The sequence below is a fragment of the Bradyrhizobium sp. USDA 4369 genome, from assembly GCF_054056435.1.
In genome coordinates this window covers 2,481,934-2,502,726 of sequence record NZ_JBSRYH010000001.1, presented here as the reverse complement: position 1 = coordinate 2,502,726, position 20,793 = coordinate 2,481,934, and the positions used below count along the sequence as shown (strand labels likewise).

General features: G+C 65.2%; 21 protein-coding genes. 19 read left to right on the top strand and 2 right to left on the bottom strand.

Annotation, left to right across the window (positions count from 1 at the left end):
- Positions 1-64: 64 nt before the first annotated feature.
- Positions 65-1,066, bottom strand: coding sequence for an adenosine kinase (locus tag ACVIJ6_RS11375; protein WP_456772789.1), 1,002 nt, complete (start codon positions 1,064-1,066; stop codon positions 65-67).
- Between the two features lie 70 nt (positions 1,067-1,136).
- Here ACVIJ6_RS11375 and murJ point away from each other — a divergent pair, with 70 nt between their 5' ends.
- From murJ to ACVIJ6_RS11355, 4 genes are all read left to right on the top strand, one after another.
- Complete coding sequence (murJ, locus tag ACVIJ6_RS11370) at positions 1,137-2,693, top strand: murein biosynthesis integral membrane protein MurJ (protein WP_456772788.1); 1,557 nt, start codon at positions 1,137-1,139, stop codon at positions 2,691-2,693.
- 49 nt (positions 2,694-2,742) lie between these two features.
- Positions 2,743-3,795, top strand: coding sequence for a tryptophan--tRNA ligase (gene trpS, locus ACVIJ6_RS11365; RefSeq protein ID WP_456772787.1), 1,053 nt, complete (start codon positions 2,743-2,745; stop codon positions 3,793-3,795).
- Between the two features lie 133 nt (positions 3,796-3,928).
- On the top strand, positions 3,929-4,423 hold the full coding sequence (locus tag ACVIJ6_RS11360; RefSeq protein ID WP_456776964.1) for a universal stress protein: 495 nt from the start codon (positions 3,929-3,931) through the stop codon (positions 4,421-4,423).
- 108 nt (positions 4,424-4,531) lie between these two features.
- The gene (locus ACVIJ6_RS11355; RefSeq protein ID WP_456772786.1) at positions 4,532-5,101 is read left to right on the top strand and encodes a NifU family protein; all 570 of its coding nucleotides are present in this window, start codon (positions 4,532-4,534) and stop codon (positions 5,099-5,101) included.
- A 288-nt stretch (positions 5,102-5,389) separates the two neighbouring features.
- Here the strand turns inward: ACVIJ6_RS11355 and ACVIJ6_RS11350 are convergent, their stop codons facing one another.
- Positions 5,390-5,563, bottom strand: a complete 174-nt coding sequence (locus ACVIJ6_RS11350; RefSeq protein ID WP_456772785.1) for a hypothetical protein — start codon at positions 5,561-5,563, stop codon at positions 5,390-5,392.
- Positions 5,564-5,756: 193 nt separating this feature from the next.
- Between ACVIJ6_RS11350 and tsaB the strand changes: the two genes are divergently transcribed.
- The 15 genes from tsaB to ACVIJ6_RS11275 all read left to right on the top strand — a co-directional run bounded on the left by tsaB (position 5,757) and on the right by ACVIJ6_RS11275 (position 20,783).
- Positions 5,757-6,458 carry a tRNA (adenosine(37)-N6)-threonylcarbamoyltransferase complex dimerization subunit type 1 TsaB gene (tsaB, locus tag ACVIJ6_RS11345; RefSeq protein ID WP_456772784.1) on the top strand — a complete coding sequence of 234 codons (702 nt, stop codon included), beginning with the start codon at positions 5,757-5,759 and terminating at the stop codon, positions 6,456-6,458.
- A complete protein-coding gene (gene rimI, locus ACVIJ6_RS11340) occupies positions 6,455-6,937 on the top strand; it encodes a ribosomal protein S18-alanine N-acetyltransferase (protein ID WP_456772783.1) in 483 nt (160 codons plus the stop codon). Before tsaB ends, rimI begins: the two co-directional genes overlap by 4 nt.
- A gap of 43 nt (positions 6,938-6,980) precedes the next feature.
- Positions 6,981-7,433: a Fur family transcriptional regulator gene (locus tag ACVIJ6_RS11335; RefSeq protein ID WP_456772782.1), complete on the top strand. Its 453-nt coding sequence runs from the start codon at positions 6,981-6,983 to the stop codon at positions 7,431-7,433.
- 9 nt (positions 7,434-7,442) lie between these two features.
- Positions 7,443-8,141 (top strand): HAD family hydrolase, encoded by a 699-nt coding sequence (locus ACVIJ6_RS11330; RefSeq protein WP_456772781.1) that lies wholly within the window; start codon positions 7,443-7,445, stop codon positions 8,139-8,141.
- Positions 8,142-8,196: 55 nt separating this feature from the next.
- Complete coding sequence (gene miaB / locus ACVIJ6_RS11325; protein ID WP_456772780.1) at positions 8,197-9,597, top strand: tRNA (N6-isopentenyl adenosine(37)-C2)-methylthiotransferase MiaB; 1,401 nt, start codon at positions 8,197-8,199, stop codon at positions 9,595-9,597.
- Between the two features lie 64 nt (positions 9,598-9,661).
- Positions 9,662-10,639: a PhoH family protein gene (locus ACVIJ6_RS11320; RefSeq protein WP_456772779.1), complete on the top strand. Its 978-nt coding sequence runs from the start codon at positions 9,662-9,664 to the stop codon at positions 10,637-10,639.
- Between the two features lie 65 nt (positions 10,640-10,704).
- Positions 10,705-11,214, top strand: a complete 510-nt coding sequence (ybeY, locus tag ACVIJ6_RS11315) for an rRNA maturation RNase YbeY (protein ID WP_456772778.1) — start codon at positions 10,705-10,707, stop codon at positions 11,212-11,214.
- Between the two features lie 2 nt (positions 11,215-11,216).
- Entirely contained in the window at positions 11,217-12,377 is a 1,161-nt protein-coding gene (locus ACVIJ6_RS11310) for a hemolysin family protein (protein ID WP_456772777.1), read from the top strand.
- Complete coding sequence (gene lnt, locus ACVIJ6_RS11305; protein ID WP_456772776.1) at positions 12,374-13,984, top strand: apolipoprotein N-acyltransferase; 1,611 nt, start codon at positions 12,374-12,376, stop codon at positions 13,982-13,984. The genes ACVIJ6_RS11310 and lnt overlap by 4 nt, the downstream gene beginning before the upstream one ends.
- 233 nt (positions 13,985-14,217) lie before the next feature.
- The gene (locus ACVIJ6_RS11300) at positions 14,218-14,634 is read left to right on the top strand and encodes a helix-turn-helix domain-containing protein (RefSeq protein ID WP_011942578.1); all 417 of its coding nucleotides are present in this window, start codon (positions 14,218-14,220) and stop codon (positions 14,632-14,634) included.
- A 499-nt stretch (positions 14,635-15,133) separates the two neighbouring features.
- Complete coding sequence (locus ACVIJ6_RS11295) at positions 15,134-16,264, top strand: M20 family metallopeptidase (RefSeq protein ID WP_456772775.1); 1,131 nt, start codon at positions 15,134-15,136, stop codon at positions 16,262-16,264.
- Positions 16,261-16,995, top strand: coding sequence for a tRNA (guanine(46)-N(7))-methyltransferase TrmB (locus tag ACVIJ6_RS11290; RefSeq protein WP_456772774.1), 735 nt, complete (start codon positions 16,261-16,263; stop codon positions 16,993-16,995). Before ACVIJ6_RS11295 ends, ACVIJ6_RS11290 begins: the two co-directional genes overlap by 4 nt.
- A 609-nt stretch (positions 16,996-17,604) precedes the next feature.
- Positions 17,605-18,372 carry a ribosome maturation factor RimP gene (rimP, locus tag ACVIJ6_RS11285; protein ID WP_456772773.1) on the top strand — a complete coding sequence of 256 codons (768 nt, stop codon included), beginning with the start codon at positions 17,605-17,607 and terminating at the stop codon, positions 18,370-18,372.
- Between the two features lie 14 nt (positions 18,373-18,386).
- The gene (gene nusA, locus ACVIJ6_RS11280) at positions 18,387-20,000 is read left to right on the top strand and encodes a transcription termination factor NusA (RefSeq protein ID WP_172240494.1); all 1,614 of its coding nucleotides are present in this window, start codon (positions 18,387-18,389) and stop codon (positions 19,998-20,000) included.
- 69 nt (positions 20,001-20,069) lie between these two features.
- On the top strand, positions 20,070-20,783 hold the full coding sequence (locus ACVIJ6_RS11275; protein ID WP_456772772.1) for an RNA-binding protein: 714 nt from the start codon (positions 20,070-20,072) through the stop codon (positions 20,781-20,783).
- The last annotated feature ends 10 nt before the right edge of the window (positions 20,784-20,793 follow it).

The following is a 20,793-nucleotide window of genomic DNA, read 5'->3' as shown; positions in this document are numbered from 1 at the left end:
TGCAGACGGCGCGAGCTCAAACCAGCACGGACCGCCGTCTCTCAGGAAACGCTCGTCTGGTCAGCTACGCCTTCAGCCCGTTCTGCGCGGCCAACTCCTTCAGCGACACCTGCGGGCGGGCGCCGATGTGCTGGATCACTTCGGCGGCGGCGAGGCCGCCGAGCCGTCCAGCCATCTCGTAGCCGGTCTTGCGCACCAGCCCGAGCAGGAAGCCCGCGGCGAACAGGTCGCCGGCGCCGGTCGTGTCCACCAGCGTCTCGATCGGATGCGCCGGCACCGCGATGACGCCGTCATTCGACACCACGACGCAGCCCTTGTCGCTGCGGGTGACAATGCCGAGTGTCGCATCCTCCCGCAGCTGCTTCAGCGCGCCATCGAAATCGGAGGTCTGGTAAAGGGAGTGCAGCTCGGCCTCGTTGGCGAAGACGATATCGACAGTGCCGCCCCGCATCAGGTCCAGGAACTCTTCGCGATAGCGGTCGACGCAGAACGAGTCCGACAATGTCAGCGCCACCTCGCGTCCTGCATCATGCGCGACCGTCGCTGCCTTCACAAAGGCCTCCTTGGCCTCCTTGGGGTCCCACAGATAGCCTTCGAGATAGACGATACGGGCCGCGGCAATCTGGGCGGGATCGATGTCGGCGGCGGTCAGGTTCTGCGCCGCGCCGAGATAGGTGTTCATGGTGCGCTCACCGTCGGGCGTCACCAGGATGTAGCAGCAGCCGGTCGCCGGACCGTCCGTGGCCGGCGCAGTGTCGAAGGTCACGCCGGCAGCGCGGATATCGTGAGAGTACATCCGGCCGATCTGATCGTCCCGGACCTTGCCCACATAAGCGGCACGCGCGCCGAGGCTTGCGAGGCCGACGATGGTGTTGGCCCCAGAACCGCCCGACATCTCCGTGGCCGGGCCCATGTCGCGGTAGATCGCGGCGGCACGCGCCTCGTCGATCAGCGCCATACTGCCCTTCGTCATGCCATGCCTGGCGAGAAAGGCTTCGTCGGCGTGCACCAACACGTCGAAAATCGCGTTGCCGATACCGAGAACATCGTATTTCGCGTCAGTCATTCACGGGCCCCGTTTACGGCGTTTTGCAAACGCTGCGGCCTATCACAAGCCGCGCTGCTATAGAAGCCTCATGATCCGTTCATTCGTCACCGTGTTGTCAGGAACAGTGGCCTCGCGCCTGCTCGGCTTCGGGAGGGACGCGCTGATCGCCGCGCTGCTGGGAGCAGGCCCGGTCGCGGACGCATTTCTCGCGGCATTCCAGCTCGTCAATGTCGTGAGGCGATTGCTGACAGAGGGCGCGCTGAATGCAGCGCTGGTGCCGGCGTGGCTGCGAATATACCAGCAGGCTGGCACAATGCAGGCGGCGGCCTTCGCCGGCCGCGTGCTCGGCACCGTCAGCGCCGGTCTTTTTGCGACAACGGTCGGGCTCGCACTGCTGATGCCGCTGTTGATGGCGATCCTCGTGCCGGGATTCAGCGGTGAAGAGACGCTCACCTTGGCCGTGGATGACGCCAGGCTGATGCTGCCCTATCTCGCTTTCGCCGGCCCCTCCACCGTGCTGCTCGCGCTCTCCAGCGCGCAAGGACGATTCGCGCTGGCGGCGTTTGCACCGCTGCTCTTCAACGTCGCGCTGATCGGCACGACGATCGTGCTGCTGATGCAACATCCGGATCCCGCGCGGGCCGCGCTGCTGCTCGCCGCCACGATCGGCGTCGCCGGCCTGCTGCAGCTCGCGATGCTGGCGCGACGCGGCCGCGGCGCGCGCATGGCCTCGCCCGTGCGGCTCGCATTCGACGCGGACATGCGCGGCTTCTTCGCCAAGGCGTTGCCGGGCATGGTTGCCAGCGCCGGCCCGCAGTTGCTCGCCGTCGCCGGCGCGATCATCGCATCGAGCCAACCCTCGGCGGTGTCGTGGCTGTATTTTGCCAACCGCCTCATCGAGCTGCCGCTCGGGCTCGTCGGCGTCGCCATGGGCATCGTGCTGGTGCCGGAACTGACACGGGCGCTGCATGGCGGCAACAAGCAGGCGCTGGCCGAGGTGCAGTCGCACGGCCTCGAGCTGACCATCGGGCTCGCGCTGCCGGCCACGCTGGGGTTGATGATCCTGAACGATCCGATCATTCGTTTGCTGTTCGAACACGGCGCATTCACCTCGGATGACGCGACCGCGACCGCGCATGTTCTGGGCTGGCTCGCGGCCGCCCTTCCCGCCCAGGTGCTGACGAAGGCACTGCAGCCCGCTTTCTTCGCCCGCGAGGACACGCAGACCCCTCTGCGCGCGACATTGATCGGATGCGGCGTCGCGATCGCGCTGGCGTTTCTGCTCGGCCAGCGATTCAGCGTGGACGGCATCGCAGCGGGATTGGCGCTCGGCGCCTGGGCCAATACCGCGGTGCTGATCCGGCGCGGGACCGCAAGCTTCGGCTTTGCGATCTCCCAGGCATCACGCCGCCGGCTGCCGCGCATGGTGCTCGCGGCGGCGATCATGGGGGCGGCGCTCGCGGCAGCGGCGCAGCTGACCAGCCCGGAGACCACGGGCCATCTCGGCCTCGCCGCCTTGCTCGCCGTGCTGATCGGCGGAGCCGTCATGCTCTATGTCGGGCTGCTGTCGGCCCTGCGCGTCGTGAGCTGGGGTGAAACCGTCCGGGCGCTGCGGCAGCGACCCGCCGGCGACTTGCACCTTTGAGGCGCCCGTGCCAAACGACGCACCAAATCCATCATCTGGAACAGTCACCATGGCCTTCGTGGAACGGGTTTTCTCGGGCGTCCAGCCGACCGGCAACCTGCATCTCGGCAATTATCTCGGCGCGATCGTCAACTTCGTGAAGATGCAGGAAACCCATAACTGCATCTATTGCGTGGTCGACATGCACGCGATCACCATGCCCGTCGATGTCTGGGGCGGCCCCGCCGAGCTCGCACGCAACACCCGCGAAGTCACCGCGGCGTTCATCGCCGCCGGCATCGATCCGAAGAAGCACATCGTGTTCAATCAAAGCCAGGTCTCGGGTCATGCCGAGCTCGCCTGGATCTTCAACTGTGTCGCGCGCATCGGCTGGCTGAACCGGATGACACAGTTCAAGGAGAAAGCCGGCAAGGACCGCGAAAATGCGTCGGTGGGTCTGTACGATTATCCGGTGCTGATGGCGGCCGACATCCTGCTCTACCGCGCCACCCATGTTCCGGTCGGCGAGGACCAGAAGCAGCATCTCGAGCTGTCACGCGACATCGCGCAGAAGTTCAACAATGATTTCGGGGACTCGATCCGCAGCCGCGGCTTTGGCGATGGCCTGTTCTTTCCGCTTCCGGAGCCCTTCATCACCGGTCCTGCGACCCGCGTGATGTCGCTGCGCGACGGCACCAAGAAGATGTCGAAGTCGGATGCGTCGGACTATTCCCGCATCAACCTGACGGACGACGCCGATACGATCGCGCAGAAGGTACGCAAAGCCAAGACCGATCCGGAGCCGCTGCCGACCGAGGAAAAGGGACTGGAGGCACGTCCCGAGGCCGACAACCTCGTCGGCATCTATGCGGCCTTGTCGGACCGCAGCAAGGCCGAGGTGCTCAGGGATTTCGGCGGCGGTCAGTTCTCCAGCTTCAAGAATGCGCTGGTCGAACTGTGCGTGACCAAGCTTGGTCCGATCGCCGCGGAGATGAAGCGCCTCACAGCCGATCCCGGTTATGTCGACTCGGTGCTGATCGATGGCGGCGAGCGTGCCCAGGCCATTGCAGCAGAGACCATGAAGGCGGCGAAGGATATCGTCGGCTTCATCCGCAAGAGCTGAGCGCGACGACGCCCTGGCGTTTCGGGCCGCACGGTCGTTGTCGACGGCAAGGAACCTGCGGCCCCTCTCCCCAACGCAACCGGGGTGTGGCAGCATCGCGATGTCCATCTCGCAGCAGCAGGCGGGGATAGCGATGGCGGTGCAGCGGCAGAGCTACGATATCGGGCACACGCCGAAATGCCTGGTCGTGGTCGATGACAGTGCGGAATGCGACCGCGCGATTCGCTATGCGGGGCGCTGGGCCGCGCGCGCGGGCGGCGGCATCGTGATGCTGCATGTCATCGAGACGGAGGACCAGAACCAGCAATGGCTCGGGGTCGCCGATCTCATGCGCGCGGAAGCCCAGGATGAGGCCAATGCGGCGCTCGATCAGGCCGCGACGCAGCTGTCGTCAATCGGCATCCAGGCACCGGACCGGGTGATCCGGGAAGGCGATCCCACCACGCAGATCCTGGCGACGGTGGAGGCCGATCCCGATATTGCGCTGCTCGTGCTGGCGGCCAATGCCGGCGCCGAAGGGCCGGGGCCGTTGGTGAGCCACGTCACCAAGACAATCGGCGCCTTCCCGGTGCCGCTGGTGATCGTGCCGGGCGACCTCGCCGACACCGATATTGACGCGCTGTCATAGGGTTACGCCGGAAACCGGGACGCGCCCCTCTTGATCGTGCGCGGCCGCGCGCCATCTGCTATGAGGACGCATCAGGCCGGCCTTGAACCGGCGCTGCCGGAGAAGATCATGTTCATCCAGACCGAAGCCACCCCCAATCCTGCCACCCTGAAGTTCATCCCGGGCCGCGTCGTGCTGCCCTCCGGAACGATGGAATTTTCGAGCCGCGAGACGGCTGCGCGTTCGCCCTTGGCCGAGCGCCTGTTCGCCGTCGGCGGCGTCACCGGCGTGTTCTACGGCGCCGACTTCATCACCGTGACCAAGAACGACGGCGAATGGCAGCATCTCAAGCCGGCCATCCTTGGCGCGATCATGGAGCACTATATGTCGGGCGCGCCGCTGCTCGCCGATGGCAGCGCCGCCAATGACGACGCCACCGATGAGGACGACGAGTTCTATGACGAGGCGGACACCGAGACGGTCGGGATGATCAAGGATTTGATCGAAAGCCGCGTCCGCCCAGCGGTCGCCAATGATGGCGGCGACATCACCTTCCGCGGCTTCAAGGACGGCATCGTCTACCTCAACATGAAGGGCGCCTGCTCGGGCTGCCCGTCATCGACCGCGACGCTGCAGCATGGCATCCAGAATCTGCTGAAGCACTTCGTACCCGAGGTGGTCGAGGTCCGCCCGATGTGAGACGGGCCAAGGCTGATAGAGAGTCGCGAACAGTCTTCCTGTTCGCGACATCATCATTGGCCCGCTGCTCACGCCGTCGTTCCGGTCTCGGCCGCGGGCCGCGTTGCCGATGATACGTCATCGTTGACGTTCCGGTTTGCGTTTCCGACGGCATCCAGAGTCGACACGCCCGGGCTCGCCCGCGCGGGGCGCCTCGATCTTGCGGCTCGGCGCCGGCAGGTTGATCTGCCCGTGATGCTGCTGATCAGCTCGATCGCACCCGCAACTGATGACAGGCCCCGGGCCAGCTTAAAGCCGTCCGAGCGCGCTGAGCGTGCCATCGAGATCGAACGCAATCATCGCCCGCGCGCGGCTGATGGCATCGACCACTGCCAGCGTATCGCGCGGCGCCCTTTGAGTCACAACGAACTTGCTTTCGGCGGCCGGACAACGACCACCGCGACCGGCGCCGTCGCCCGGCATCGCCGGGCCTCCGGGCTATGGGCACGGAAAGATTTGCTTAAACGGCAGCATATCCAGTAATTTAACTTAATCCTGCCTCACGCCGTGATGCGCTCCTCGCGGCGACCGTGTAAGAACGTAGCAACTCACTTTATCGCGTTACCGCAAAGGTATTCCGCGCATCGCGCGCCTCCAACAATGCGACCCTGACAGGATGCTGATACTGGCCATCGATACGGCTCTCGACCATTGCGCAGCCGCCGTTCTGGACACGGATTCCGCGGTGATGCGGGCGCAGGAAACGCTGCCGATGAAGCGTGGCCATGCTGAAGCGCTGATGCCGCTGGTCGCACGCGTGAGGCAGCAATCCGGCATCGCATTCCAGGAACTCGACCGCATCGTCGTCACCACCGGCCCCGGTAGTTTCACGGGGCTGCGCGTCGGCCTCTCCGCTGCCCGCGGCCTTGCGCTGGCGGCGCACAAGCCGGTGGTGGGGGTGACGACGCTGTCGGCCTATGCTGCGCCGGTGGTCAGCGCCGACAGCGATGCTCCGGTGATCTCGGCGATCGATGCCCGGCATGATCACGTCTACTACCAGATCGTGAGCGGCAATGGCGACGCGCTGGTCGCGCCGAAAGTGGCGCGGATCGACGATCTGCTTGCCGACGCGCGCTTTGCCGCGCCGCATCTGGTCGGCAATGCCGCATCGATGCTGGCGGAGCGATGGCCCGCCGGCGCCACGGCGCCGGTGGCGGTCGACAACCAGGCGGGACCCGACATCGCGTGGGTGGCGTGGCTGGGCGCGGCGACCGATCCGGCGCATGCGCCGGCGCGGCCCTTCTATCTGCGTGCGCCAGATGTGAAGCCGCCGGCGGGCGCGGCGCCCGAGCTGGCGCACACGGCTGCGTCGTCATGAACATGCTGTTCCGCTGGTTTGGACGCTCCAAACCGTCGATCCAGGTCGCCTCGCCGGGCGATGCCGCTCGGCTGGCCCAGATCCATGCCGCATCGTTTCACCGTGGCTGGGGAGAGGGCGAGTTCGAGTCGATGCTCGCCGAGCGCAACACGATGGTCCACCGGCTGCGCCTCGGGCGTCGCGTCATCGGCTTCATCGTCTCGCGGATCGGTGCCGACGAGGCGGAAATTTTATCGGTTGCACTTGACCCAAATCAGCGCGGCCGTGGATTTTCTCGTGATCTGTTGCTGCAACATCTGGGGCATCTGGCGGGCCGCGGCGTGCGGACAGTTTTCCTCGAAGTCGAGGAGAACAACCAGCCCGCGCGCAGACTCTATGAACGCGCCGGATTTGCGACCGTCGGCCGACGGGAACGCTATTACCTGCAGCCCGGCGGGGAACAGTTGAATGCGCTTCTGATGCGCCGGGACTTGTCGTAAACTGCGCTTGGTGGCAGAAAGCGCATCCTTGAGGCGAAACACGATGACCTCCTTGAAACCAACTCCAGCGCTCAATTCCACCGGGATCGAGGCCCGCTGCGCCGCGACCGGCATGCGGATGACCGAGCAGCGCCGGGTGATCGCCCGCGTGCTCGCGGATTCCAGCGACCATCCCGATGTCGAAGAGCTCTACCGCCGCTGCGTCGCCGTCGACGACAAGATTTCGATCTCGACGGTGTATCGCACGGTCAAGCTGTTCGAGGACGCCGGCATCATCGAGCGCCACGATTTCCGCGAGGGCCGCGCCCGCTACGAGCAGATGCGCGACAGCCATCATGATCACCTGATCAATCTGCGCGACGGCAAGGTGATCGAATTCACGTCGGAAGAGATCGAGAAGCTGCAGGCGGAGATCGCCCGCAAGCTCGGCTACAAGCTCGTCGACCACCGGCTCGAGCTGTATTGCGTGCCGCTCGACGACGAGACGAATGGCTGATCCAGCGCGGTGAGCTTCGATCTGGTCATTTTCGATTGCGACGGCGTGCTGGTCGACAGCGAGGTGATCTCCTGCCAGACCCACGCCGACGTGCTCAGCCGCTGCGGCTATCCGATCACCACCGATCAGGTTTTCCGTCGTTTTCTCGGCCGATCGTTGAAGCAGGCCTGCGTCGAGATCGAAGCTGAACTCGGGCACGGTCTGCCCGACGATTTCAGCTCCAAGCTGCAGGCCGAGATGTACGGCGCGTTCGAGCGGGACCTGCAGGCGATCAGCGGTATCGCCGAGGCGCTCGATGCCCTGACATTTCCAGTTTGCGTCGCGTCCTCGGGCTCGCATCAGCGGATGCGCGTCAGCCTCGGCGCGACCGGTCTGTACGACCGGCTGGCCCCCCATATCTTCTCCTCGTCCCAGGTCGAGAATGGCAAGCCCGCTCCGGACCTGTTCCTGTTCGCCGCGGCGCAGATGAACGCCCGGCCCAGTGCCTGCGTGGTGGTGGAGGACAGTTCGGCCGGCATCCGGGGAGGCGTCGCCGCCGGCATGACGGCGCTCGGGTTTCATGGCGGCAGCCACTGCCGCGACGGGCATGCAGACGACCTGCGGGCTGCCGGCGCCACCCTGGTTTTCGACGATATGCGGCAACTTCCGGCCATTTTGGGCCAGCTGGGCCAGAAAACGAGCCCGCTCGCTGGATTTTCGGCCCTATAGCCTATATCTGAGCCCTGCGCCGAAGGGGCGCGCTCCCGATCGCATGCAAGGGTTCATGACGCCGCCGCGGAAGCTGCACATCAAGTCCTATGGCTGCCAGATGAATGTCTACGATGCCCAGCGCATGGTGGACACGCTGGGCGCTGAGGGCTTCGTCGAGACCGCCGAGGCCGGCGACGCCGATCTGGTGATCCTCAACACCTGCCATATCCGTGAGAAGGCCTCCGAAAAGGTCTATTCGGAGCTCGGGCGGCTGCGGGTGGCGAAGGAGGAGGCGGCGCGGCAAGGCCGCGCGATGCAGATTGCGGTCGCCGGCTGTGTGGCCCAGGCCGAGGGTGCCGAGATCATCACCCGTGCCCCGACTGTCGACGTCGTGGTCGGACCGCAGAGCTATCACCATCTGCCCGAGCTGCTCGCCCGCGCCGGCCGCGGCGAGCCGGCAATCGAAACGGGATTCCCGGCCAAGGACAAGTTCGGCTTCCTGGCCCGGCCGAGCCGCGAGGCCATTCGCGCCCGCGGCGTCTCGGCCTTCGTGACCGTGCAGGAGGGATGCGACAAGTTCTGCACCTTCTGCGTCGTGCCCTATACGCGCGGCAGCGAGATGTCGCGTCCGGCGGCGCGCATCATCGACGAGGTGACGCAGCTGACCGAGAACGGCGTCCGCGACATCACGCTGATCGGCCAGAACGTCAACGCCTATCACGGTGAAGCGCCGGACGGCAGCACCTGGACACTCGGCCGCCTGCTCTATCGCATCGCCGAGATCCCCGGCGTGGCACGGATCCGCTATTCGACCAGCCACCCCAATGACGTCGATGACAGCCTGATCGCCGCCCATCGCGATCTCACATCGGTGATGCCGTTCGTGCATCTGCCGGTACAGTCCGGTTCCGATCGGATCCTTGGCCTGATGAACCGTAAACACGGCGCATCCGATTATCGGAAAGTTGTCGACCGTTTTCGCGCCGCGCGGCCGGACATTGCATTCTCTTCGGACTTCATCGTCGGGTTCCCCGGCGAAACCGAGGAAGATTTTCGCGCCACCCTCGCGCTCATCGCGCAAATCGGCTACGCTGCGGCGTATTCTTTCAAATATTCGCCGCGCCCGGGCACCCCAGCGGCGGACATGCAGGAGATGGTGTCAGCGACCGAGATGGACGAGCGATTGGAGCGGCTCCAGAGCTTGATCGACAGCCAGCAAGCAGCCTTTAACAAGGCTGCGATCAGCTCGGTCGTCGACGTGTTGTTCGAGCGCGCCGCGCGCAAGCCCGGTCAGTTGGTGGGACGGACGGCCTATCTGCAGCCGGCCCATGTGATGGCGCCCGACGACATCATCGGCCAAGTCCTGCCGGTTCGAATCGACAGTCTTGAACGCTACAGCCTGCTTGGCGAGCTCGTAGCAACAGCGGCTCCGGTTGCGGGCGCCGCCGCTCCCCTTGTGTCCATCGGAGGCTGAGCACTTGCCCAAGAGCGCATCGGATTCATCTTCCCTCGCTCCCAGCCGCAAGTTCGACCGCGACATGTCCATGCCACCCGAGACCCAGGTCGTCATCGACTTCGACGACAACCGCGCCGCATCCGCCCTGGTCGGCCCCTACGGCCAGAACCTGGCGCTGGTCGAACGCCGGCTCGGCGTCGTCGTCGACTCCCGCGGCAACCACATCACCATCGGCGGCTCACGCGACGGCTGCGACGCCGCGCGCCGCGTGCTGGAATCGCTGTATGCGCAGGCGGTCCAGGGCCAGGATCTTGCTCAGGGCGATGTCGAGGGCGCGATCCGCGCCGTCGTCGCCCAGGGCTCGCTGTTCGAGTTCGACGCCAAGGGCGGCAAAAGCGCCTTCGAAAGCATCAACCTGCGCAAGCGGCCGGTCCGCGCCCGCACCGCTGCGCAGGATTCCTACATTCGCGCGCTCAAGCGCCACGAGCTGGTGTTCGGCATCGGCCCGGCCGGCACGGGCAAGACCTGGCTTGCGGTCGCCCATGCCGCGCAGCTGTTCGAGCGCAAGGAGGTCGATCGCATCATCCTGTCGCGACCCGCCGTCGAAGCCGGCGAGCGGCTCGGCTTCCTGCCGGGCGATCTGCGCGAGAAGGTCGATCCCTATCTGCGTCCGATCTACGACGCGCTGTATGACCTGATGGATGCGCGAATCGTGGAGCGCGCGCTGCAAGCCGGCGAGATCGAGATTGCGCCGCTCGCCTTCATGCGTGGACGCACGCTGACCAATGCCGCAATCATCCTCGACGAAGCCCAGAACACCACATCGATGCAGATGAAGATGTTCCTGACCCGGCTCGGCGAGAACAGCCGCATGATCATCACCGGCGACCCGTCACAAGTCGACCTGCCCAACGGCCAGACGTCGGGGCTCGCTGAGGCTGCCCGCCTGCTGGAGGGAGTCGAAGGGATCGCCCAGGTCAGGTTCACCGGCGAGGACGTCATTCGTCACGAATTAGTGGCCCGCATCGTCGCCGCCTATGAGGGGCCGAAAGCCCGTTGACGCGAGAGCAAGCACGCCGATCGGCGCATGATATGAGCGCGCCATCCGCACAGATATCGACCAGGATGCCACAAAGTCCCATTCCAACAACAGAGGTGATCATCGCGGCCGACTGCTGGCAGGACCAGCCCGACGCCGAGGACGTCATACATCGCGCGATCCTCGCCGCCGCGGAAATGGTCGACGCCGAGGTCGGCGACGCCGAGATCGCGGTGATGCTGACGGACGACGCCGGCATCCGCACCTTGAACAGCAATTGGCGCGGCATCGACAAGCCGACCAACGTGCTGTCATTTCCGGCGCTGCAGCCGACCGGGCCCCGCGGCGACGATGACGCGCCGCGCATGCTCGGCGACATCGCAATCGCCTATGAGACGATGCGCCGCGAGGCCGACGAGGAGCAGAAGCCGTTCGACCACCATCTCAGCCACCTCACCGTGCACGGCTTCCTGCACCTGATCGGCTACGATCATGAGAGCGATGCCGAGGCTGAGGAAATGGAGACGCTGGAGACCGAGATCCTGGCGCATCTCGGCGTCCCCGATCCCTATGCCGACCGCGAGCGGTTGGACTGATCATGGCCGATTCCGAGCCCATTCACGACAATCCGCGCCAGACGCGCAATCTGCCGGCCGTGGTCCCGCCAGCCGAGCTCGGCCGCTCGCCCAGCGAGAACTGGCTGTTGCGGGCGCTGCGCAATTTGTTTGGCTGGAAGGGCGGCGGGTCGGTACGCGATGACCTGCAGGTCGTGCTCGACGCCTCGACGCCGGATGACATCGGCTTCTCTGCGGTCGAGCGCACGCTCCTGCGCAACATCCTCGACCTGCACGAGCGGCGCATCGCCGACGTGATGGTGCATCGCGCCGACATCGTCGCGGTCAGGCGTGACATCCCGCTTGGGGAGCTGATGAGCCTGTTCGAAAGCGCCTCGCACTCGCGGCTCGTCGTCTACAACGACACGCTGGACGATCCCGAAGGCATGGTCCACATCCGCGACCTGCTCGCCTTCATGACGGCGCAGGCTCGCGTCTCCGACGAGGCGAAGGCCAGACGCAAGAAGCCGCTGCCCGCGGGCCTCGATCTCAAGACCGTCGATCTCGCGATGCCGCTGTTCGAGGCCAACATCATCCGCAAGCTGCTGTACGTGCCGCCCTCGATGCGCGCGATCGACCTGCTGGCGCAGATGCAGGCCTCGCGCATCCATCTCGCGCTGGTCGTCGACGAATATGGCGGCACCGACGGGCTGGTTTCGATCGAGGACATCGTCGAGCAGATCGTCGGCGAGATCGATGACGAGCATGACAGCGACGAGCCGCCGGCGATCATGCGGCAGGCCGATAACGCCTTCATCGCGGATGCCCGCGCCAGTCTCGACGACGTGCGCCGGGTGATCGGCGAGGAGTTCGTGACCGGCGAGGCCGGCGAAGGCGTCGAGACGCTCGGTGGCTATCTGGTGAACCATGTCGGCCGATTGCCGGTGCGTGGCGAGTTGATCTCCGGCCCGGGCAATTTCGAGGTTGAGGTGCTGGATGCCGATCCGCGCCGGGTCAAGCGACTGCGCATCGCGCCGCGCAAGGAGCGACCCGTCCCGCGTCCGCCGCGCGAGAGTCGGCGTCGCGGCGAAGCCTCGGGCGAGGCCAATGAGGTGATCGAGCCGCCGCGGGCCGCCGAGGGCGGCAAGCTGCCGGGCGCCGACGACGACAATCCGCCCGCAACCGACGGAGCCAGCCCGCAGTGATCCGCCCTTCGTCGATCCGGGGCGTCGCGCTCGGCGTCGTGCTGGCCTGGGGCTGGAAACGTGCTGCGATCGCCCTCGCGGCCGGTGCGCTGTCGGCGCTGGCCATGGCGCCGTTCAACGTCTGGCCGGTGCTGGCGATCAGCTTTCCCGTGGTGGTCTGGCTGATCGACGGCGCCGCGGCAGGCGCGCGCCGTGGTATCCCAGCCGCTGCGTTGACCGGCTTCTGCTTCGGCATGGGCTATTTCGTGCCCGGCCTATACTGGATCGGCAACGCGTTCCTGGTCGATGCCGAGACCTTCGCCTGGCTGATACCGTTCGCCGTCCTCGGCCTGCCGGCCTACCTCGCCCTCTTCCACGCCCTAGGCTTCGCCATGGCTCGGTCGATATGGACCCGCGGGCCGACACGGATCCTGGCGCTGGCCGTCTGCCTGACGGCAAGCGAATGGCTGCGCGGCCACGCGCTCAGCGGCTTTCCCTGGAATACGTTCGGCTATGCGCTCTCGCAGCCGCTCGCCTTGGCGCAATCGGCATCGCTGATCGGGCTATGGGGGATGACCTTCCTGGCCGTTGCGATCTTCGCAAGCCCCGCGGCGCTGATCGACAGCAAGAGATGGCGCGACGGCTGGCATGTGCCAGCGGCGGCGGCGGCCGTGCTCGTCCTGATGGGCGCATTCGGCGCGATCCGGCTCGCCCAGCACCCGACGTCCCTGGTCCGCGATCTCAAACTCCGGATCATGCAGCCGAACCTGCAGCAGGACGTGAAATTCAACTACGGCGCCAAGGCCGACGTGATGCGGCGCTATTTGGCGCTGTCAGATCGCGCCTCCGGGCCGAACGCCACCGGTGTGCGCGACACCAACATCCTGATCTGGCCCGAATCGGCGTTTCCGTTCTTCCTGACGCGCGAGGCGGACGCGATGGCCCAGATCGCTGATCTGCTGGCCCCAGGCACGGTGCTGATCACCGGTTCGGTGCGCGCCCCCGACGGCCCTCGCAATGGCCCGATCGCCCGCGCCTACAATTCGATCTACGTCATCGATCATGACGGCAGCGTGCTGTCATACTACGATAAGCTTCATCTCGTCCCCTTCGGCGAGTACTTGCCGTTCCAGGACCTGATGGAGCGGATCGGTCTTGAGCAACTGACAAGGGTCCAGGGCGGCTTCATCGCCGGGACATCCAGGCGCAACCTCGACGTGCCACACGCACCGCGTGTTCTTCCTTTGATCTGCTATGAGGCCATTTTCCCGGGCGATATCAGCGGATCGGACGAGCGCCCGGGCTGGATCGTCAACCTGACGAACGATGGCTGGTTCGGTATTTCGACCGGTCCTCATCAGCATCTACAACAAGCGCAATGGCGCGCAATCGAGCAAGGCCTTCCATTAGTTCGATCCGCGAACACTGGTATATCTGCTGTGATTGATCCCGTCGGCCGCATTATCGCGCAGTTGCCGCTCGGCGCAGAGGGCATACTCGATGCGGCGCTGCCAGCTGCCTTGCGGCCGACGATCTACGCCAAGGCCGGCGATATCCCAGCGATCATCCTGTTAGTGATCGCTCTGGGCACCGTTGTGCGCCGGCGTGTTGCTGAAAAGCGTCCCTGACCGAGCCGAATCCCAATTCTTTCCGGCCTCGTAAGATTTTTTTTGACAAGCAAAACTCCAAGTGTTGACAGAGGCGTGCTGCAATTCGCATTCTCGCGCGGCAGCATGATCCGCTCAGTTTGCCGCTCGACCGTCCTCGTTAGTAAGACATGCGAGCATAAATTGACGGCGTGAGCGCCTGAGGCATACTGCAAGCGCCTCGTTCCGGGACCTGATTTCTAGGGAGTTGAGAGATGTCGACGAAAGCGCCCAACCCTGTTGACAAGCATGTTGGCAGCCGGGTGCGGATGCGCCGTATCATGTTGGGTATGAGCCAGGAAAAGCTTGGTGAGGCTCTCGGGCTTACTTTCCAACAGATCCAGAAGTACGAAAAAGGCACCAATCGTGTCGGCGCTAGCCGTATTCAGCAAATTTCTGAGGTTCTGCAGATTCCGGTCTCCTTCCTGTTTGAAGGCGTCCCGAGCGGCAGCACCAATGGCGAGCCCTTCGACGGCGCCTCTCCGGCCTATGTGTCAGATTTTCTGGCAACCTCCGAAGGGCTGGCATTGACCCGCGCGTTCACGCGGATTCACGACTCCAAGCTTCGTCGCAGCATCGTCGACCTTGTCGAGCAGATTGCTGATCGTGAAGCGCCGGAAGATGACGCCTGAACACCACCGAGATTGAAGTTCCGATCGGGCGGCAACATCCTCCTCATCGGAACTTCGGAACGAAATCGCGACAAATCAGACATTTGGCTTCATGCCGGACTGACGACACGTCCGGCGCCCCGCTCCGGCAGGGTCTCAGAACAGGTGACTGGCTCCGGTGAGTTCGACGTGCGGTCCTGGCGAACAGCGAGGTCGTTCGATCTACTAACCGACCATCACGAGCCGAATGTCAGTCTTCCGAGCGCGGCCGCTGTCAGCGTAGCCCGTGCCGCCTGTTCGCAATCTTCATTCTGAAAATCAAAACGGGCGATAGGAAAATCCGATCGTCGTGCTCGCAGCTGGAGCCGAGCGGGCGGAAATCAGGGTCGCGCGTCCGGCCGTTTTGTGCGCATGTGGGCCGAGAGGTTGACCGCTGGCACGTGCATTGGCAACTCGCAGCGGTCAGCCTCTTTCCAGCGATCGGATCCCCCAAACTTAGACACCCGACAAGCCGACACACATGACTGCTCCGACCAATCCGTTCGATAGTCGAACAATCCTCGATGGCATCCGCCGATGGGTGGAGATTGAAACACCCACCGAAACCCCTGATCAGATCAACCAATTGGTCTCTTTGGTCGCCGAGGGCTATCGCGGGCTGGACGCAGTGGTCGAGCGCGTATCCGGCCGGGACGGCTGCGGCGACCACCTGATCGCCCGGTCGGGCTGGGGCCAGCATGAGCCGGGAATTCTGATCCTCAGCCATCTCGATACGGTGCATCCCATCGGCTTTCTTCGGCGGCTGCCGTTTTCGATAGACGGCGACGTCGCTTTCGGCCCGGGCATCTACGACATGAAGGGCGGCGCCTACCTTGCTTATCATGCGTTTCGTCATCTCTGTCTGACCGGAGAGCGATCGCCCCTCGGCATTACTCATTTGTTCGTCTCCGACGAGGAGATCGGCAGCCCGACCTCGCGCGCACTGATCGAAGAGGAGGGCCGCAAGGCCAAATACGTGCTGGTGACAGAGCCGGCGCGCGACGGCGGCAGGATCGTCACCGGCCGCAAAGGCGTGGCGCGTTTCGATGTCACCATCCGCGGCGTGCCGGCCCATGCCGGCGCGCGGCCGCAGGATGGACGCAGTGCGATCCGCGAACTCGCCAACGTGATTCACGCGCTTGAAGCTCTCAATGATCTTGATCGCGGCATCACGGTGAATGTCGGCGTCGTCCGCGGCGGCACGCGTCCGAATGTGATCGCCGAGGAAGCCTATGCAGAGGTCGATGCGCGCCTGCCGACACCAGCAGACGCCGAGGAGATCGTCCCGAAGATCCTAGGCCTGACGTCGCGCAGCGAGGGCGTCAGCGTCGAAGTGACCGGCGGCGTCAACCGCCCGCCTTACGTCAAGGGCAACGCCGGCGCTGCGCTGTTCGAACATGCGCGGTCGCTCGCCGAAGAGATTGGCTTCGAACTTGTCGACACCATCACCGGCGGCGGCTCCGACGGCAACTTCACCGCGCCGTTCACGGCGACCTTGGACGGGCTCGGCGTCGACGGCAAGGGCGCACATACGCATTACGAGCAGATGTACATCTCGTCGATCGAGCCGCGGACGCGCCTCCTTCACCGTCTCTATCAAACCCTGCGATGAGTACTGCGACCATCATGCCCGTCGATCACGATCACGCCGACACCGAGGCTTCGCACCGTCAGGGCTCCTTTTTTGGCCGGCGCAAAGGCCACAAGCTTCGTGCGCATCAGGCCGATCTGATGGGAAACCTGCTTCCCCATCTCGCCCTTGATCTCGCTTCGCCTGCTGATGCCGTGCTGCCGGCGTTGTTCGATCCGCCGATCGATGAGCTGCGGATCGAGATCGGATTCGGCGGCGGCGAGCATCTCGCGGCCGAAGCAAAGGCCTATCCACGAACCGGATTCATTGGCTGCGAACCCTATGTCAACGGCATGGCCAAGATCCTTGCGGCGATCGAGGCCGACAATATCGGCAATGTCAGGCTGCTCGCGGGCGACGCAGCCGAGCTGCTCGCCTGGCTGCCGCCGAGCTCGGTTCAGCGGGTCGATCTGATCCATCCAGATCCCTGGCCAAAGCGGCGCCATTGGAAACGACGCTTCGTGCAGGAAGCGACGATCGCCGCGATGGCGCGAGCCCTGAAACCTGGCGGCGAATTCCGCTTCGTCAGCGACATCGCCGATTATTGCGCATGGACCTTGTGGCATCTGCTGCGCTCACCCGACTTCGCCTGGACTGCGGAGCGCGCCGACGATTGGCGCCTGCCATGGCACGACTACACAATGACGCGCTATGGCCGAAAGGCGATGCGTGAGGGCCGGGTCGCGAACTATCTCATTTTCAGGCGGCGCTGATCAGCCATTGTCCGCGCGCCGATCGGCGTCGCCGCGCCGAGAACGCCGCCACTTGCTCGTCGATGACCGCAGGCGCGCATAGGCCCGCGGACGACACAGACTGGCGTTGCACAGCCGGTTCGTTCGTCGGCGAAGCGGGAGCAAAGCCCCGGAGGGCACTCCGGTCGCAGCCGCCCAGGCGCCGAGCTCAGCCAATCACGGCCACACCAAGACAAGTCGACCCGCCTCTTTCCAGCCCGCTCGCTTTTGGCCTGAGCGGGGCAAATCCTCTCCTTCAATTTTATTCAATCTTGGTGAACGAGCAGTTATTTGTCGGGAGCGTCGGGCGCACCCAGGTTGAGGCGGTGGACCGAAGGACGGCCGCGGCGGGCCGGCAATTTCGCAGTTCCACCCTCCCGGGGCCGACACGACCCTTGCCGTCAGCCCGCAAAGCGGCTATATGGGCGGCATCAAACATCATCTCATATACGATCGCGTAGTGAGGGTGGGCCCTTCCGGACCCGCTCTTTTTTGTTACCTGGATCGCTCCGCCGCGAGGCGATTTGGTCCGGTGAACGCGATCGAGCCGGCCGCAGGGCCGAACAAGCAAGATACGCGATCGACCCCCTGATGACTGAACCCACGTTCGCAGCCGCTGACACCGATCTTCTGACCGAGCCCCGTCTCGTGGTCGAGCCGGGTGTCGCCGCGCGCGTGGCCGCGGTGGCCGAGCCGGTGCTGCAGGGAATGGGTTACCGTTTGGTTCGGATCCGCATTTCCGGCGAGGCCGGCTGCACCGTCCAGGTCATGGCCGAGCGTCCCGACGGCACGATGCAGATCGAGGATTGCGAGGCGGTGTCGCGGGCGCTGTCGCCCGTGCTGGACATCGCCGACCCGATCGATCGCGCCTATCGGCTCGAGATCTCCTCGCCGGGCATCGACCGACCGCTGGTCCGCCGCACCGATTTCGAGCGCCACATCGGCCATCTCGTCAAGATCGAGATGGCGGTGGCGCATCAGAACCGCAAACGCTTCCGCGGCATCATCACCGGGCTCGACGGCGACGGCGTGTGCATCACCCGCGACGACGTGGCGAAAGACCAGGACCCGAGCGTCGTGCTACCGATGACCGACATCGGCGATGCCAAGCTGGTGCTGACCGACGAGCTGATCGCCGAGTCGATGCGCCGCGGCAAGGCGGCCGAGCGCGAGAAGAAGCGCGACCTCGGGCTTGCCCCGCCGCTGGCGCCGCACGCCAAACCTGCGGCCCAGGCCAAGCCGAAGCCGAAACCGAGATTGAAAGACGGCCAGGTGGCGAAGAAGCCGCTGCCGACCAACACCAAGAAGCATCGCCTCGCCGCGGATCGCGCGCGCAGAGGCGAGATCGATCCTGATTAGAGGAGATTTGAGCCATGGCCGTCAGCGCCAACCGGTTGGAACTGCTGCAGATCGCCGACGCCGTCGCGCGCGAGAAGTCGATCGACCGCGGCATCGTGATCGCCGCCATGGAAGACGCGATCGCCAAGGCCGCCCGCGCCCGCTATGGCAGCGAGACCGACGTCCACGCCGAGATCGATCCGCGCAAGGGCGAGCTCCGGCTATCGCGCCACATGCTGGTGGTCGAGAAGGTCGAGAACCCCTCCAACCAGATCTCGCTGGATGATGCGCGCCGCGCCAATCCGGGCGCGCAGATCGGCGACACCATCGCCGACACGCTGCCGCCGCTGGAATATGGCCGCATCGCTGCGCAGTCGGCCAAGCAGGTGATCGTGCAGAAGGTGCGCGAGGCCGAGCGCGACCGGCAGTATCAGGAGTTCAAGGACCGCATCGGCGACATCGTCAACGGCGTCGTCAAGCGTGTCGAATATGGCAGCGTGATCCTCGACCTCGGCCGTGGCGAGGCGATCATCCGCCGCGACGAAATGCTGCCGCGCGAGGTGTTCCGCAACGGCGACCGTGTCCGCGCCTATGTGTTCGACGTCCGCCGCGAGACACGCGGCCCGCAGATCTTCCTGTCGCGCACCCATCCGCAATTCATGGCCAAGCTGTTCGCGCAGGAGGTACCGGAGATCTATGACGGCATCGTCGAGATCAAGGCCGTCGCCCGCGATCCCGGCTCGCGCGCCAAGATCGGCGTCGTCTCCCGCGACTCCTCGGTCGACCCGGTCGGCGCCTGCGTCGGCATGCGCGGCTCGCGCGTGCAGGCCGTGGTGAACGAGCTGCAGGGCGAGAAGATCGACATCATTCCGTGGTCGCCCGACATCGCGACCTTCGTGGTCAACGCGCTGGCGCCGGCCGAAGTGGCCAAGGTCGTCATCGACGAGGATCGCGAGCGCATCGAGGTCGTCGTGCCCGACACCAACAATCAGCTGTCGCTGGCGATCGGCCGGCGCGGCCAGAACGTCCGCCTCGCCTCGCAGCTGACCGGCTGGGACATCGACATTCTGACCGAGCAGGAGGAATCGGAGCGTCGCCAGGCCGATTTCGAGAACTCGACCCGCGTCTTCATGGAATCGCTCAATGTCGACGAGGTCGTCGGCCAGCTGCTGGCGTCCGAAGGCTTCACCTCGGTCGAGGAATTGGCGCTGGTCGATCTCAAAGATCTCGCCGGCATCGAGGGCTTCGACGAGGAGACCGCGACCGAGCTGCAGACCCGCGCCCGCGAGTTCCTGGAGCAGCAGGAGGCCGAGCTCGAGGCCAAGCGCAAGGAGCTCGGCGTCGAGGACGCGGTGAAGACCGTGCCCGGCGTCACCTCCAAGATGCTGGTCAAGTTCGGCGAGAACGACATCAAGACCGTCGACGATCTCGCCGGCTGCGCCACCGACGATCTGGTCGGCTGGACCGAGCGCAAGGATAGCGGCGAGCAGACCAAGCACGCCGGCATTCTCGACGGCCTCGAGGTTTCGCGCGACGATGCCGAAGCCATGGTCATGCAGGCCCGCGTCAAGGCCGGCTGGATCAGCGAAGCCGACATTGCCAAGCCGGAAGCCGAGGACGAGGACGCCTCCGAAGGACAGCCTGCCTGACCCATGCTGGACGCCGCCATGATACCCGCCACGACACTGCTGGCTTGAGATGAGGAGCCGCACCACCACATGCTCGCTTTGGCTGACCCCGAGCTCGACAATGGACCGCGGACCGAGAAGTCCGCGACCATGCGCATGTGCGCGGTCAGCCGCGAGGTGCGGCCGATCGAGGAGCTGATCCGCTTCGTGGTCGGCCCGTCGGGCGAGGTCGTGCCCGACATCAAGCGCAAGCTGCCGGGACGGGGATTGTGGATCACGGCGTCAAAGCCGGTGGTTGCGGAAGCGGTGCGGCGTCACCATTTCAGCCGAGGCTTCAAGGCGAACGTCCGCGTCCCGCCGACACTGGCCGACGATTTGGAGGCCCTGTTGGCCCGCAGCGCCATCGAGGCCCTGGGGATCGCCGCCAAGGCCAGCCAGGTCGTGTCCGGATTCTCCAAGGTGGAAGCGGCGCTGTCGCAGCGGCAATCCCGGACCGCACTGGCCGCCCTGCTTCATGCCTCCGACGGCGCAGCCGACGGGATTCGCAAGCTCGACGCCCTGGTGCGGTCGAATGACGACGACCAGGGGCAAGCCCCGCCATTTCCGATCATCTGCTGCCTCACTTCGGCAGAATTGGATTTGGCACTTGGGCGCTCAAATGTGATACATGCTGCCGTGCTCGCAGGCCCGGCGAGCAGGACATTCCTGTCGCGCAGCCAGACTCTGGTCCGATACCGGTCGGCCGACGCTGACAAGATTGCCGGAACCGCGGCCACGAAATCTGCTTCGACTTCGAAGACATAGCGACGAATAC

Excerpts from the sequence above, each read along its gene's own strand:
- tsaB (WP_456772784.1), top strand. The coding sequence starts at position 5,757 with ATGCTGATACTGGCCATCGATACGGCTCTCGACCATTGCGCAGCCGCC.
- rimI (WP_456772783.1), top strand. The coding sequence starts at position 6,455 with ATGAACATGCTGTTCCGCTGGTTTGGACGCTCCAAACCGTCGATCCAG.
- ACVIJ6_RS11290 (WP_456772774.1), top strand. The coding sequence starts at position 16,261 with ATGAGTACTGCGACCATCATGCCCGTCGATCACGATCACGCCGACACC.
- miaB (WP_456772780.1), top strand. The coding sequence starts at position 8,197 with ATGACGCCGCCGCGGAAGCTGCACATCAAGTCCTATGGCTGCCAGATG.
- nusA (WP_172240494.1), top strand. The coding sequence starts at position 18,387 with ATGGCCGTCAGCGCCAACCGGTTGGAACTGCTGCAGATCGCCGACGCC.
- ACVIJ6_RS11355 (WP_456772786.1), top strand. The coding sequence starts at position 4,532 with ATGTTCATCCAGACCGAAGCCACCCCCAATCCTGCCACCCTGAAGTTC.
- ACVIJ6_RS11275 (WP_456772772.1), top strand. The coding sequence starts at position 20,070 with ATGCTCGCTTTGGCTGACCCCGAGCTCGACAATGGACCGCGGACCGAG.
- ACVIJ6_RS11375 (WP_456772789.1), bottom strand. The coding sequence starts at position 1,066 with ATGACTGACGCGAAATACGATGTTCTCGGTATCGGCAACGCGATTTTC.
- ACVIJ6_RS11335 (WP_456772782.1), top strand. The coding sequence starts at position 6,981 with ATGACCTCCTTGAAACCAACTCCAGCGCTCAATTCCACCGGGATCGAG.
- ACVIJ6_RS11350 (WP_456772785.1), bottom strand. The coding sequence starts at position 5,563 with ATGCCGGGCGACGGCGCCGGTCGCGGTGGTCGTTGTCCGGCCGCCGAA.
- ACVIJ6_RS11300 (WP_011942578.1), top strand. The coding sequence starts at position 14,218 with ATGTCGACGAAAGCGCCCAACCCTGTTGACAAGCATGTTGGCAGCCGG.
- ACVIJ6_RS11320 (WP_456772779.1), top strand. The coding sequence starts at position 9,662 with ATGTCCATGCCACCCGAGACCCAGGTCGTCATCGACTTCGACGACAAC.
- ACVIJ6_RS11360 (WP_456776964.1), top strand. The coding sequence starts at position 3,929 with ATGGCGGTGCAGCGGCAGAGCTACGATATCGGGCACACGCCGAAATGC.
- murJ (WP_456772788.1), top strand. The coding sequence starts at position 1,137 with ATGATCCGTTCATTCGTCACCGTGTTGTCAGGAACAGTGGCCTCGCGC.
- ACVIJ6_RS11295 (WP_456772775.1), top strand. The coding sequence starts at position 15,134 with ATGACTGCTCCGACCAATCCGTTCGATAGTCGAACAATCCTCGATGGC.
- rimP (WP_456772773.1), top strand. The coding sequence starts at position 17,605 with ATGACTGAACCCACGTTCGCAGCCGCTGACACCGATCTTCTGACCGAG.
- ACVIJ6_RS11310 (WP_456772777.1), top strand. The coding sequence starts at position 11,217 with ATGGCCGATTCCGAGCCCATTCACGACAATCCGCGCCAGACGCGCAAT.
- trpS (WP_456772787.1), top strand. The coding sequence starts at position 2,743 with ATGGCCTTCGTGGAACGGGTTTTCTCGGGCGTCCAGCCGACCGGCAAC.
- ybeY (WP_456772778.1), top strand. The coding sequence starts at position 10,705 with ATGCCACAAAGTCCCATTCCAACAACAGAGGTGATCATCGCGGCCGAC.